The sequence below is a fragment of the Streptomyces sp. NPDC055966 genome (genome assembly GCF_042269865.1).
GTDB lineage: Bacteria > Actinomycetota > Actinomycetes > Streptomycetales > Streptomycetaceae > Streptomyces.
In genome coordinates this window covers 66,604-79,819 of record NZ_JBHJYK010000032.1, presented here as the reverse complement: position 1 = coordinate 79,819, position 13,216 = coordinate 66,604, and the positions used below count along the sequence as shown (strand labels likewise).

The following is a 13,216-nucleotide window of genomic DNA, read 5'->3' as shown; positions in this document are numbered from 1 at the left end:
GGTCGGGCCCATCCGTCCCTCGGGCATGCGGCGGGCGAGCACGGCCGTATCCGTCGGGCGAAGCAGGGCTTCACCTCTGTTGCATAGTTGCGCAACCTAGCAAACGAATAGCCTGTTCATCATCCAACCTGCCCGGATTCACAGGGTGAGCGGTGTCAAGGAGGGTTCACGACGGCGTGGGGTGCAGGGTCACCCCCAGTCGCCGCCGCCGAAATCGCCCCCGCCGTCCGACCCGAAGTCGCCGCCGAAGCCGCCCGAGAAGTCGGAGGCGCTGAAGTCCGCACCGGAGAAGTCGCCGCCCTCCGGCAGATCCGGAGCGGACGAGAAGACGTCGCCGGAGTCGGCGTAGGCGGAGGATGCACTGAGCAGGCTGCCCAGCAGGGTCCCGGCGAGCAGCCCGCCGACCACCGCGCCTGCCCCGCCGAAATAGCCGCCCGCCCACGGGGCATAGGCGGGGCCGGCGTTCCAGTAGGGCTGGGCGCCCGCATCGGTGTGGACCATGCGGGTCATGGGCTGCTGGCCCTGGCTGACACGGACGGCGTCCTCGGCGCAGGCCGGGACCATACGGAATCCGCCCCCGGGCGGGAACCAGTTGACGTCGCTGACCGACGGGCCGTGCCGCGGGTCGAAGAAGCAGGGCAGGCGCTTCTGCGGCAGCGGCGCCCCAGTGCGGCGCGCGGTGAGGGTGGCCAGCGCGAACCGGCCGTCGGCCAGCGCGGCGGTCACAGAACGCACGTCCTGCGGCCGGGCGGCAGCGGCCATCTGCTCCTTGGCCCGCTCATAGGCGTCCAGGGCAAAGCCGTAGTCGGCACGCATCTCATCCGTGGCGCCGGGCTCGGACGGGGAGAAGTCCAGCCGGTCCAGCTCCTCGCCGAAGGCGGTGATGTCCTCGTCCACCACCACCCGCAAAGCCTCCAGCTCCACACGCTCCGCCTGCCGGCGCTTCTTCACCCGCCGGTACAGCGCGTACCCGCCCCCGGCCGCCCCGGCCGCGATCAAACCGCCGGCCAGCAGCCCGCCACTGCCAAAGCCACCTCCGCCGGCCTGCGCCCACGAGGCCGGGGCGTGTCCCCTGGCCTGCTGGACGGCCTGGTCGACGAAGGTGTTCAGCTGCGCCTCCGTGTTCGAGGCGTCGGCGCGCTGCACCGCGCCGCTCAGATTGGCCACGGCGCCCGGTGACATCACCTGATGGTCGGCCTTGGCGTTGAACAGCGTCCCGAGGCGGACGGCGTACACGCCGGTGATGCCGGTCAGCGACCGCAGATCCCGCATCAGGGACGCCTGCGGGTAATCGGCGGACTCGGGCAGCACGGCAACGAAGACCGGCTTGTCGGCATCCTCGATCTTCGCGGCCAGCTTGTCGGCCGCGGCCTTCGGCAACTGGTCCTGGGCCCGCGGGTCGACGTACACCGGGCCCTTCCTGAACGCCTCCGCCACCACCCCCGTGCCGGTACCTGTGGCTGCGGAAGCACCGGGAACCGACACCGAAAGTCCCAGCACCGTGACTGCGGCCAGCACGACCAGGCCGCGGACAGGGCGGGCGGCACGGCGGGCCCATGACGAAGCAGGCATGAAGACGACCTCCTTGGAGAGTGAGGGCGGGCGGCTGCCACCGCGGCAGCCATTCGCTCACTTGCGCAATCGCTAAAGTATCAAGACTTTGGAAAGTGACTGGCTGTCCTGACGTCAAGCCCCCGTGATGCACGCCACGTCGAGAGGGCGGCTCAAAGCGCACCGAAGCCCGGAGATTCCATCATCTGCGCAACTTCTAAAGTGTTACGCAGAGGTTCCGCGGCGGGGCGGACCGACGGAGACGAAGGGGTGAGGGCATCGGATGTTCCCCGACGTGAGCCCTATGGGCCTCCTCACGCTGGCGATCCTCGTAGTTCTGCTCTTCGGTCCGGACAAGCTGCCCGAGGTCATCCAGAGCATGGTCGGATTCCTGCGCAAGGTGCGGGAGTTCTCCGACAGCGCCAAGGAGGAGATCCGCTCCGAACTCGGCCCGGAGCTGAAAGACTTCGAGTTCGAGGACCTGCACCCCAAGACGTTCATCCGCAAGCACGTCCTCGACGGCGACAACCTCGGGATCGACGAGATCCGTGCCGCCCTGGACCCGAGCGCGGAGCTGTCGGACCTCGCCGACGCTGTACGCGACGCGGGGAATGCCGGCCGATCGGAACCGCCGACGAGAAGCGGCGTGTCCCCGTCCGAGGAGACGCCGTCCGATCCGGTCTCACATCCTGCATTCGATCCCGACACCACCTGACGCCGCGACAGGCAAGACCTCAAGACGCTCACCCCTGGCTGCCGAGCCTCCGCTCGTAACGTGCCCGGGTCGGCAGGAGTGCGGCGGTATACAGCGCCAGGACGGCCGCGAGGAGGAGGTAGTACTCCAGCGGGAGGGCGGTCAGACCGAGCAGGGGGCCGAGTGGTGACGGCGGGAGCACTATGCCGATGACCGCCAGGGCGGCCGCGGTCCAGCCGACCGGGCCGGGCGCACGGTCCTGAAAGAGGCGGTGGCCGACGCGCAGGAGCACCATCGCCAGGCCCTGGGTGATCAGGTTCTCGGTGAACCAGCCGGAGTGGAAGACCGCCCCGTCGTCGCTCGTTCCCGGGCGGTGGAGGGCGAGGGTCAGGATGGCGAATGTCGCCAGGTCGGCGGTGGCGTTGAGGACGCCGAACCCCATGATGAAACGGAGGATCGAGCGGGGATCGAGCATCGTCGGGCGGCGCAGCATCGACGGGTGGGGGTGGTCGTAGGCGAAGGCGAGCTGCACCGTGTCGAAGCACAGGTTCTGCACCAGCACCTGAGCCGGGAGCATCGGCAGGAAGGGCAGCAGCAGGCCCGCGGCGAGCATCGCGATCACGTTGCCGAGGTTCGACGACAGGGTGATGCGCAGATAGGTGGCGATGTTGCCGGCGCTCCGACGGCCCGCGGTGATGGCATGGTCGATCGCGGTGAGGTCCTTCTCCGCGAGTACCACGTCGGCGCCCTCCCGGGCCACGTCGGCGGCGTCGCGGGGGGCGATGCCGACATCGGCGGCGCGCAGCGCGGACAGGTCGTTGACGCCGTCCCCGAGGAAGCCCACCGTGTGCCCGCCGGTGCGAAGCGCGGCCGTGATCCGCGCCTTGTGCTCCGGGGTGCAGCGGGCGAAGACCGTCGTACGGGCGGCCAGTTCCGCCAGTTCGGCGTTGGTCAGGCCGTCGATGCGGTCGGTGGTGAGGACTTGGTCCGGGGCGAGCGGGATACCCAGGTCGTGGCAGGCGCGGGCGGCGGTGCCGGGGTGGTCGCCCGTGAGGATCTTGATCGTGACGCCGCGTTCGGCGAGCGCGGTGAGGGCGGGCGGGGCGGTGGGCGCGAGGGCGTCGCGCAGGGTGACGAAGCCGCGGAATTCCAGTACGCGCTCGTCGGCCGGGGAGTAGTCGCGCAGGCGAACCGGACGTTCGACGGTGGCGACCGCCAGCACCCGCAGGCCGGCGCGCGCCGCCCGGGCTGCGAGTGTTGTCAGCCGTTCGTGCTCGTCCGGCTCCAGGGCGCAGCGTTCCAGTACGGCTTCGACGGCTCCCTTGACGACGAGCGTGTGCGTGCCGAGGCGGCCGGGTATTCGGACGACAGCGGTGGACAGACGGCGCACGGGATCGAAGGGCAGCGCCGCCACCCCGTCGTACGCCATGAGGTCGTCCTCGTCCACCGCGTCCAGGACTGCCTCGTCCAGGGCGTCGGGCTCGGGCAGTTCGGCGAGCTGGAGGGTCCACCAGGCGTTGACGGCCGCCCAGCGCACCACGTCGGGATCGGTGCCGCCGGCCGCGTCCAGGCCCTGTTCGACGACCGGCCGGTCCTGGGTGAGGGTGCCCGTCTTGTCCAGGCACAGTACGTCGACGGCGCCCAGGTCGTGCAGCGCCGGGAGCCGTTTGACGATCACTCCGTGGGCGCGCGCCAGCAGCGCCGCCCCGCGCGCCAGGCAGGTGGTGACGACGACCGGCAGCATCTCCGGTGTCAGCCCCACGGCCACGGCGACCGCGAACGGCAGTGTCTCCAGGCCGCGGTCGCGCAGCGCGGCGTTGGCCATCAGCACCAGCGGCGGGGTCAGCAGCATGAACCGGATCAGGATCCACGAGATGCTGCGCACCGACCGGTCGAAGGCACTCGCCTCTCGCTGACCGACCCTACGTCCGTGTGCGGCCGCGAACCGGGTCCGCCCGCCCGTCTCCACGACGACCGCCGTGCCGCTGCCGGAGGCGACGCTGCTGCCCTGGAAACACATCTGCGGCTGCTCGAACACCGCGGTCCCGGCCGGTCGGGAGAGGTCCGCCGCGTACTTCGTGACGGGGGCGGACTCGCCGGTCAGCACCGCCTGGTGCACGGTCAGCCCCCGCGCGCGCAGCAGCCGTACGTCGGCCGGGACCAGGTCGCCCGCGCCAAGCCTGATGATGTCGCCGGGGACCAGGTCCTCCACCGGAATCTCATGGGCCACCGGTGCGGCGTGGTCGTGAGTACGACGCAGCACCGTGGAGGTGGTGGCGACCAGCTCGCGCAGCTGGGCCATGGACCGGTCGGCGCGGTGCTCGCCCGAAGCCCGGAGCACGCTGCTGGCAGCGACCAGCGCGAGGATCACGGAGGCGGTGGACCAGGCGAACATGGCGGCGGAGACCAGGCCGAGGCAGAGCAGCACCACGGTGAACGGTTCGCGCAGGCTGGCCACAACGAGGCGTGGCCAGGAGGCGTTCTTCCGGGCCGGAAGCGTGTTCGCCCCGAATCGGGCCAGGCGAAGTGTGGCCTCATCCTCCGTCAACCCGCGCGGTCCGCTGTCCAGCCGCCGCAGCACCTGCAGTGCGGTCGCAGCGTCCGGCTCCAGAACATCCGTTCCGGAAGTACCGGCCTCCCATGGTCCTGGAGCCACTCCGGAAAACGACGACTCAGCGCCCTCTCCCCAGTCTGCGGTCCTAAGCACTGGTCCCCTGGCGCAGGCCCACCGGTACGAGCGAGCCCTCGGTGCGCAGGGCCAGCTGGCCGACCATGAGGCGGACGACGGTGACGACGTCAGGGTCTCCGAGGTAGTAGACCTGCCGCCGTCCCTCTCGGCGGGAGCGGACGAGACCCGCGAGCTTCAGCTTGGACAGGTGCTGACTGACCGCGGGCAGGGCGCCGCCCACCCGATGGGCGAGATGGCTCACATCGCTCTCGCCCTCGGACAGGGCCCACATGATGTGCAGCCGTGCCGGGGACGCCAGCAGCCCGAAGGCGGCGGCCACGTCAGCCAGTACCTCGGCGGACGGGTCCTCCAAGCCCCCGACGACGTGCTTCACAGTCCTCTCCCGTCCGCCGCATCACAGCCCCGCAACCCGCGTCCGCCCAGTGTAGGCATGAGCCGCCGCGCGCCGCCCGGTACCGGAACGAGGTGGAAACGCGGTGCCCACGCCTCCTCGCTTTCCCCGACGGGTAGCGGAGTGGAAGCGCAGCACGACGCAGGTCGGTGACCTTTGGCTGCGCCTCGATTGCCTGCCATCAGGGGTGCTCGTGAGACGGGAGAACGGGTCACGGCCGGCTTGCCGTGACCCGTTTCCCATCCATGCCGCCGAGGGGACCCCACGTCTCCCTCGCAGTGGCGGCGTCCCGTGACCAAGTTCGGCCCGCAGCCGCCGACCCGTCCGGGAGACGTGGTCTTCAGCAGAGCCGTACAGAGCCCTTCGATCTCGGCTACGGCGGCTCCCAGCCGGAGATTTGCGTCGCGCCGTTGAACGTCTCGGTGCGCCATGGATGTTCTTCCTCCCTCAGAAGGCTTCTCGCGCCTCAGGCTGACTTCGGCTGTTGTGTTACGCGGCAACGTTTTTGCTGCCCGGGACCGTCAGGTGCTGTCCTGGACCAGCAGGGCGATCCGGTCGGGGTCGTAGACCACCCAGCGTGGCCTCGGGACACCGGACAGGCGCAGGCGGCACAGGATGGCGCCGTCCAGGTTGGTCCACCATGCGGTGATGGCGCCGGGGCACGACCATCCGGCCTGGTCGTCCACGGCCACCGGCCGGTAGGTGAGCTGGACCTGGTCGTCCGGGGGAGGTGGCGGGCACCCCTTCGCCAGTTCTTCGAGCAGGCGCTCAGCTGTGGATGTATCTCGCATGGTCCGGTTCTCCCCCTGGCTCCGTTCAAGCGACGATTTCATTATTGCGCAACTGTTGATGCTTTTCGGGGTGCGGCCCGCGCGCTGTGTCAGGTCGCGCCGTCGAAGCAGTCGGCCAACTCCGCTACGGCGCATGTCTGTTCCGGCAGTCTGCGGTCGACCCTCGCGGGTTCGGGTGCGCCGATGGCTTCCGGAGTGAGGTCCAGTTCGCCGACGGAGCGACCGACCCCGGAGCGAGGTGACGCGTCCGCTGCCGACGGTGTCCTGGTCGTACGGCCGGTCTTCGGGCCCCGATCGGACGGTCGGCCCGCAGTGCCGTCGCAGTCACCTGGCGAAAGAGACACGCTCGTTGGCCACCGTGCCGCACTGAGCACCCCGGCCGATCCGCACTTCGACGACAACGCGAGACGGCAGCACCACGCAGCACCGCGGGCTGTTCAGGCCGACCCCAAGGGGGTATGCATCGAGTGCGCCGCGGTCGTCCCGACCTCGACGCCTTCACTGGGTGAACGTGCATGCGTCGGCTGCAACGCGGGCGTGAGAGGGAGAGAACGGTGGCGGCGAACGCCGAGGGCTTTCAGGACCCGCCTGCCGAAGTGCTGGCGGCGGCCGCTGCGGCGTCCTGGCTGCTCGCCTCACCGGCCCGGCTGCACATCATGTGGGTCCTGGCCCAGGGTGAGAGCGACGTCAGCCATCTCGCCGCCCGGGTGGGCGGAGCACTGCCCGCGGTCAGCCAACACCTGTCGAGGCTGAGGCGCGCCGGCCTCGTCCGCTCCCGGCGTGACGGTCGGCGACAGGTCTACTACGTCGACGACCCAGAGATCGTCACCGTCATCCACGTGATGTTCGGCCAACTTGCCGCACGCTCCGCAGAGACGTTGCTGCACCCAGGCTCGCGGCCGGCATACGCCTCCGGGTGACCGCACGGCGTCAGATCGGAACGCCAGTAGTCGGGCCCCGTTCGCCACAGCGGTAGGCACAACCCGGCGGCTCTGAATCGGCTGCTCCGGCGGCGGCAGGGGACGCCACTGACGCGGCATATGGGAAGAGAGGGCTGGTTGCGGTAGGGGCGCGCGGCGCCTTGCGCGGTGGCATCCGCGGGCGGTGGACAGCCTGAGGCGGCCGCCGCAAGCGAGCAGAACGGGATGGCAGCCGCAACGAACAGGGAGCGGGGCTGCCGGTGCAGGAGGTCGGGTTGTCCCGCACCGGCGGAGCATAGGTGGACGGATCTCTGTTCGGTTCCCGGTACGCAAGCCGTACCGGGAACCGACACCGTCGCCCAATTATGTGGATCTATCGCATTTTGCTTCGGAGCGGTCAGCTTTGGTAGCCGAGGGCGAACAGGCTGCCCGTTCCCCCGGTCATCGACGGGAGAGTGATCGATGCGACCTGCTTGCCCGGATCGAGCGGGACGGTGATGGCGTAGACATGGGCGGCAGTCGCGTCCTTGCCGCCGCTGCTTGTGTCGCGGTACGGGGTGGTGATCGCCTCGGTGTCGCCGGGGATCGGCGGATACTTTCCGGCGCCGAGTGTCCAGTCGGCGAGGCCGATGGTCGCGGTGGAGGTGCTGCCGTCGGTGTAGTGGATGACGAGTTGGCCGTGGGCCCCTGTTGCACGTGCGTTGGTGGCCGCGCCGAGCAGTCCCAGCGTCGTGGCTCCTGCGGGGGCGTCGAGCGGGATGGTCTGGCCGGCCATGGTGATGTGGTCGGGTCGGCCCGCCGCGGTGATGGGCCAGGTGTAGGTGATGCCGTGCGAGGTCACCGTGCCCCCGCTTGGTGAGCCGGCCGCGGTGAGTGCGTCCTGGGAGTAGGCGAAGGCGCCGCCGTTGAAGCCGCTTCGGAAGGTGCTTCCGTCGGGGTAGATGCCTTCGTAGGTCTCGTACGGCCACAGCTCGCCCCTTCTGGCCACTGCCAGGCTCATCGAGACGTCGGGCAGCTTCGTGCCGCCTGCGGTCTTCATGTGGAAGGTCACCTGGTAGCGGCCTTCGGCGGGGCCGGCGGTGAGGGTGATCGGCTCGGTGCCGTCCGATCCGGGAGCCGTGGACAGGGTGCCGTGGTCGGGGCTGACCGTGACCCCGCTGGATGCGGTGGCGCTCCAGGTGACGCTCTGCCTGGTGCCGGTGACCTCGCGGGCCCCGAGGGCGGCCCTGGTGCTGCTGCTCGTAGGGATGGCCTCCGCTTGGCTGGAGACGTATCCCAGTGCGGGCAGTTCACCCTGCTTGTAGGAGGGGGGTGCGTCCTGCGGGCGGGACCCCCAGCTGGTGTTGGGGGTGGAGCCGAGGGTGAAGGCGACGGTGGCGCCGGTGGTGAAGATTGAGCCGGGCAGCCACGGCTTGGTGTACGCCTTACCGTTCAATTGCATGGACTGGATGTAGATGTTGCTGGCGGACGCATGGGGCGCGTTGAAGGTGAGGGTGCGCCCGCCTGCCAGGTGGATGATCTCCAGGGGGAATTCGGGGCTGTTGAGGGTGACGTCAGCGGTGGAGGTGTACTCGGGGAAGAAGCCGAGCATGGTCAGCACGCCCATGGAGGCGGTGGCGCCGAGGTCGTCGTTGTCGCCTTCGCTGTGCTGGGGCGAGTCCAGGTACAGCTGGGTGCGGATGCGGTGGACCAGGGCTTGCGTCTTGTAGGGCTGGCCGGTGAAGTCGTAGTTCCAGGGGTAGGCGTACTCGAACTGGTTGTCCCAGAAGGAGTAGGGGGAGCCGGGTCCGTCGTTGAGGTGGGTCCAGAAGGTGTCCAGGGTCGGGTTCACGGCCTTGTTGCCGCCCAGGGCGTTGAACAGCCCGGCCTCGTTCCAGCCGACCTCCCACCGGTACTGGGAGGCGTTGCCTTCGACATAGTTGCTCTGGGTGGTGGGGGTGACGGGCGCCCACGTGCCGGAGGCGGTCTTGGGCTGGATCAGGCCGGTGGCCGGGTTGAACAGGTTCTGCCAGTTCTGCGATCGCCGGGTGAGCCTGTCGGCGTCCGCCCTGTCGCCCAGGGCGGAGGCGAAGTGGGCGAGCTCGAAATCGGCCCCCGCGTACTCGAGCGTGGTGGAGGCTGAGCCGTAGAAGTTGCAGCAGCCGTAGGTGCCGTCGGAGGGCAGGTAGCCGAGCGAGGTGTAGTAGTTCAGCCCTGGCCGGATGAGGCTCGGCTTGTCGGCCTCGGCCAGCGCGTAGGACAGGGCGCTCCGGGTATCGAACTTCCTTGCGCCGAAGGCGTAGTAGCCGCCGAGGATGCCGTCGGCAGGGTCGCCGTTCATCACGTACGACTCGCCGTTCGCGAGCGCCCACTTGGGCAGCATCCCGTTGTTCTGCGCGGCGTCGTTGACCATCGACTGCGCCGAATCGGAGGCCGCCTGCGGATCGACCAGGGCTTCGAGCTGGGCCTGGGAGCGGTAGATGTCCCAGCCGGAGTAGTTGGCCATCTGCACGTGCCCGGGCTGGATGGTGTGGACCTTGTTGTCGAAGCCCATGTACTGGCCGTTGGCGTCCGAGAAGATGTTCGGGTGCAGCAGGGAGTGGTACAAGGCCGTGTAGAACACCTGCTGCCGGTCTGTCGACCCTCCACCGATCTGGAGCCTGGACAGCTCCTTGTTCCAGTCGGCTACCGCCGCGGCATGCATGGCGTCGAAGCCGAAGCCGGGCGTGGTGTGCGCGTTGCGGGCGGCGTTGGCCGTGCTCACGAAGGAGATACCCACCTTGGCCTGCACCCTCTGGTTCTGGGTGGTATCGAACGTCAGGTAGACGCCATCCGGTCCCGAGACGGCCGACTTGAGAGACCGCCCGGTCGGTGCCGTACCTGGGTAGGTCGGATGCGGCTGCGCGGGGCTGGCCCCACCCTTGCTCCCGTCGCGAACGGCGGCGGGCTTGGTGGCCTTGGCGCGCACCTGCTGGCTGCCGGGTGTGATGGTTGAGCCGCTCCAGGTGCCGTGCGCGGTGAAGGAGTGGTCGAAGGTGATGTCGACGTTGACGGTGTAGGTGTCCGGGCCGCCGCAGAAGTGCCCGCTGCTGACGGTGCCTTGCACCTCGTTGTCGCCGATCACCTGGGCGTCCGTGGCCGAGTTGCCCGCCTGCGAGCCAGCCAGCTTCAGCAGCAGATTCGCCTGTGTCGTGGCAGGGAAGGTGAAGCGGCCGAGCGCGCTGCGCGCGGAGGTGGTCAGCTCGGTCTTCACCGCCGGTGAGCCGGTCTGCACCTCGTAGTATCCCGCCGACGCGGATTCGGCTGAGTGGCTGAACGGTACGGTCGCCGAGCCCGGACGGGACGGCAGTGCGCCCACCGTCGGCAGGATCGGCACATCGCCGAACGCCTTGCATCCGGGACCGTCGAGGTGGGTCAGGCTGAACCCCTGAATCTGACTGTCGCCGTAGTAGTAGCCTCCGCCGTCCTGCCGGTGGGGGGAGGTGTCCGGACCGAACTGGACCATCCCGAAGGGCACATCCGGCCCCGGGAAGCTGTTCACGCTTCCGCCCGCACCACCATCACCTGTGTCGAGGAGTGGGTTGACCAGCGACGCCGGATCCCCAACCAGGGCGGCCCTTGGGGAAGCCGCGGCCGCCGAACTGACTGCTGCACCCGCGATGATCGTGCTCAGTGCTCCGACGGCCGAGATGAACGCAAACGCGAAACGTCTGTGAGGGCCGTGTGCCATGCCCGAGGCTCCTTCCTGGAGCGGTGACTGCAATCCGGCTGAACAGCCCACACAATGGGCCGCACTGCCGGACGGTTTAGCGCGGTGAGGGACATTGGGTAAGCGACAACGTTTTCGGTGACGATTAGTCACTTTGTTCGAGACATGTCATGCCTTCTTGTTGTTGTGTCCTGCATGGTCGGCTGACCGGCTACCGCCGCCTGTTACTCCGCTATGTGCGACATCCCCGCAACTGCCTGGTCTGCCTCGGCGCAGCCGCCGCCCTCGTCTGCTACCGCCGGCTGCTCCGATGAAGGCGGTGCCTCGCGTAGCTTCGGCTCTCACTGGCCGCCTTCGGGGGGACATGCGGCAACTCGGCCTGCACTCCCGCCTGAAGTCACCGAAGTTCACCCGGCCCGGCAGGTCGCGGCGGTGAAGCCTGCCAGGGCCGCGCCGTCGAGAAGGCCTGCTTCAGGTGACGGTAAGTCATATGCGGGTGTGATTATGGGTAGGTGTGGCTGTGCTGAGGTGCTTACGTCTGTTCGGGCTGGTGCGTCCAGAGGCCGGTCGGCCCCGCAGGCGGTGCGTCGTCAGGTGACGGCTTCGGCGGCAAGCTTTGGATCTGTCTCGGGGAGCGCCTGTGAGTGAAGCCGGAAGGGGGGCCGGCATGTCGCGCCAGCCGGTCACGGTTGCCGACGAGCGGGTGGGGGTCAACGGGGCTATCGCGGCCGCGCTGACGCGGGGTGTGGGCTCGATGCCCGCCCTGTATCTCGCGCTGATCGTCTCTGGCGGGTGGATGGCCCTGGCGACCTGGGGCCCGCTGCACCGGGTCGACCCGTACCCGTTCGGGTTTTTGCTGTTCCTGAACAACGTGGTGCAGCTTGTCCTGTGTGCGGTGATCCTGGTGGGTCAGCGTGTGCTGGGTGTGGCCGCTGACCGCCGGGCGGTGCAGACGTATGAGAGCGCCGAGGCGATCTTTGCGCGGGTGGCGGACCTGCAGGCGCATCTGGACCGGCACGACCGTGCGCTCGGCCGCGGGGTGAGCCTGCTCGAATCGAGTCCGCACCCTTGGATCCACAAGCATCGAGTCCAGCCGGCGCCGCAGGCCATCGACCACGTCGTGGGCCTCAACGGCCGGATCGCCGCCTGGTTGACGCAGCGGCTGGGCAGCATGGGTGCTTTCTACTTTGCTGTCGGAACACAGATGGTCTGGATCGGGATGGCCGAGTCCGGCCTGCAACGGTTCGATCCGTACCCCTTCGCCTTCATGACCTTCCTGTCCACTTTCGCCCAGCTCATCTTCATGATTGTGATCATGGTGGGGCAGAAAGTGCTGGGCCTGGCTGCCGACCGCCGCTCCGAGCAGACGTTCCTGGACGCCGAGGCCATCCTGCACGAGTGCCGCCGGATGAAGGAGCGCCTGGTGGTGCAGGACCGCATCATCGACAGCCTCACGAACTACACCTCCGCCCAGGTCACGGAGCACCTCGCGCAAGCCCTCCATCACAGCAGGACACAGACGCCCACCGACGGGCACGAAGAGCCGGGCGGACGCCCCCCGTTGCGCGCCTGGAACGAGCTGCCGGAGGAATTGAGGCATGCCGGCCGCCACCGGGCGCGGCAGGTCGGCGAGCGGCTGACCGCGATCGGCTGCCTGATGTTCCCGGCCTCCGGGACGGAACAGGACTCAGCCCCGATCGTCACCTTCGACGATCGGGAGTCCCTGGTGTTGGCCCGGCTCGAGTACGAGCACCAGCTGCACGGGCAACATTGCAACGACCAGCAGGGCGACCTGGTGCCGTGGGATGAGCTGTCCGACCAGGAGCGGGCGCAGGCCGTGGAAGCCGTCAGGTACCTTCCTTCCGTGCTGGCCGACATCGGCTTCCAGATTCTCCGCACCGGCACAAGCATCGACGGGGCGGGCGAGTCGGACTTCACCGCTGAGGAATGGGCGTTGTTGCAGAGGGCGCTGATGGCCTCAGGGGTACTGGTGTCGCTCGCCGAGGGCGATGTCGACCCCGAGGAGATCGACGCACTGGTCCATCTGTTGCGGGAAGCCGGCTTCACCTATCCCCGGCGCCTCATTCGCGAACTCGCCGCGACCTCGACGTTCGACACCGGACTCAAGGCGGGCACCAAGTACGCCGACTACGAGGCGCCGGCATTGCACGCGATACGCTCTGCCACCGCCGTCATCGCACGGACCGCGCCTGCGGAACTGGCCGACTTCCGCGCGTTCCTGATGGAGATCGCCGCGGCTGTCGCCGACGCGAACAATGAGGGCGGCTTCTTCGGCTTCGGCGCCCGACCCCGCACACCCCACGAGGCCGCAGCCATGGAAGCCGTTGCCAAGGCCGCACAACCCGATCGATCCAGTCAATCCAGTCAGAGTCGGCCCGGATTCACACCGGCTTTCGCGCTCGGGGAGTTCCCGTCGTAATCGTGAGTGCCCGCAGCGCGACCAGATGGCCCGTCAGGTCCGCCAAGGCCCG

8 protein-coding genes and 1 pseudogene are annotated in these 13,216 nt (G+C 69.0%); 4 read left to right on the top strand and 5 right to left on the bottom strand.

Translation table 11 applies throughout. From position 1 onward, the window contains the following. Positions 1-189: 189 nt before the first annotated feature. Positions 190-1,572, bottom strand: a complete 1,383-nt coding sequence (locus ACFC8N_RS43530) for a hypothetical protein (RefSeq protein WP_376295234.1) — start codon at positions 1,570-1,572, stop codon at positions 190-192. A gap of 283 nt (positions 1,573-1,855) precedes the next feature. Here ACFC8N_RS43530 and ACFC8N_RS43525 point away from each other — a divergent pair, with 283 nt between their 5' ends. Then, a complete protein-coding gene (locus ACFC8N_RS43525; protein ID WP_376295253.1) occupies positions 1,856-2,266 on the top strand; it encodes a Sec-independent protein translocase subunit TatB in 411 nt (136 codons plus the stop codon). 28 nt (positions 2,267-2,294) lie between these two features. Here the strand turns inward: ACFC8N_RS43525 and mgtA are convergent, their stop codons facing one another. The 3 genes from mgtA to ACFC8N_RS43510 form a co-directional block, all read right to left on the bottom strand. Next, entirely contained in the window at positions 2,295-4,952 is a 2,658-nt protein-coding gene (gene mgtA / locus ACFC8N_RS43520) for a magnesium-translocating P-type ATPase (RefSeq protein WP_376295233.1), read from the bottom strand. Further along, entirely contained in the window at positions 4,945-5,307 is a 363-nt protein-coding gene (locus tag ACFC8N_RS43515) for a metalloregulator ArsR/SmtB family transcription factor (RefSeq protein WP_356036679.1), read from the bottom strand. Before ACFC8N_RS43515 ends, mgtA begins: the two co-directional genes overlap by 8 nt. Positions 5,308-5,846: 539 nt before the next feature. Beyond that, the gene (locus ACFC8N_RS43510) at positions 5,847-6,116 is read right to left on the bottom strand and encodes a hypothetical protein (RefSeq protein ID WP_376295231.1); all 270 of its coding nucleotides are present in this window, start codon (positions 6,114-6,116) and stop codon (positions 5,847-5,849) included. Between the two features lie 515 nt (positions 6,117-6,631). Here ACFC8N_RS43510 and ACFC8N_RS43505 point away from each other — a divergent pair. Next, on the top strand, positions 6,632-7,036 hold the full coding sequence (locus ACFC8N_RS43505) for an ArsR/SmtB family transcription factor (protein WP_376295230.1): 405 nt from the start codon (positions 6,632-6,634) through the stop codon (positions 7,034-7,036). Positions 7,037-7,433: 397 nt separating this feature from the next. On the opposite strand, the gene ACFC8N_RS43500 is transcribed toward ACFC8N_RS43505, so the two are convergent. Beyond that, complete coding sequence (locus ACFC8N_RS43500) at positions 7,434-10,745, bottom strand: GH92 family glycosyl hydrolase (RefSeq protein WP_376295229.1); 3,312 nt, start codon at positions 10,743-10,745, stop codon at positions 7,434-7,436. A 182-nt stretch (positions 10,746-10,927) separates the two neighbouring features. On the opposite strand from ACFC8N_RS43500, the pseudogene ACFC8N_RS43495 reads away from it, so the two are divergent. Both ACFC8N_RS43495 and ACFC8N_RS43490 read left to right on the top strand, forming a co-directional pair. Continuing rightward, positions 10,928-11,038, top strand: a pseudogene (locus ACFC8N_RS43495) (IS5/IS1182 family transposase); the annotation flags it as partial. Positions 11,039-11,391: 353 nt separating this feature from the next. Further along, positions 11,392-13,164 (top strand): DUF1003 domain-containing protein, encoded by a 1,773-nt coding sequence (locus tag ACFC8N_RS43490; protein WP_376295228.1) that lies wholly within the window; start codon positions 11,392-11,394, stop codon positions 13,162-13,164. Positions 13,165-13,216: the final 52 nt, after the last annotated feature.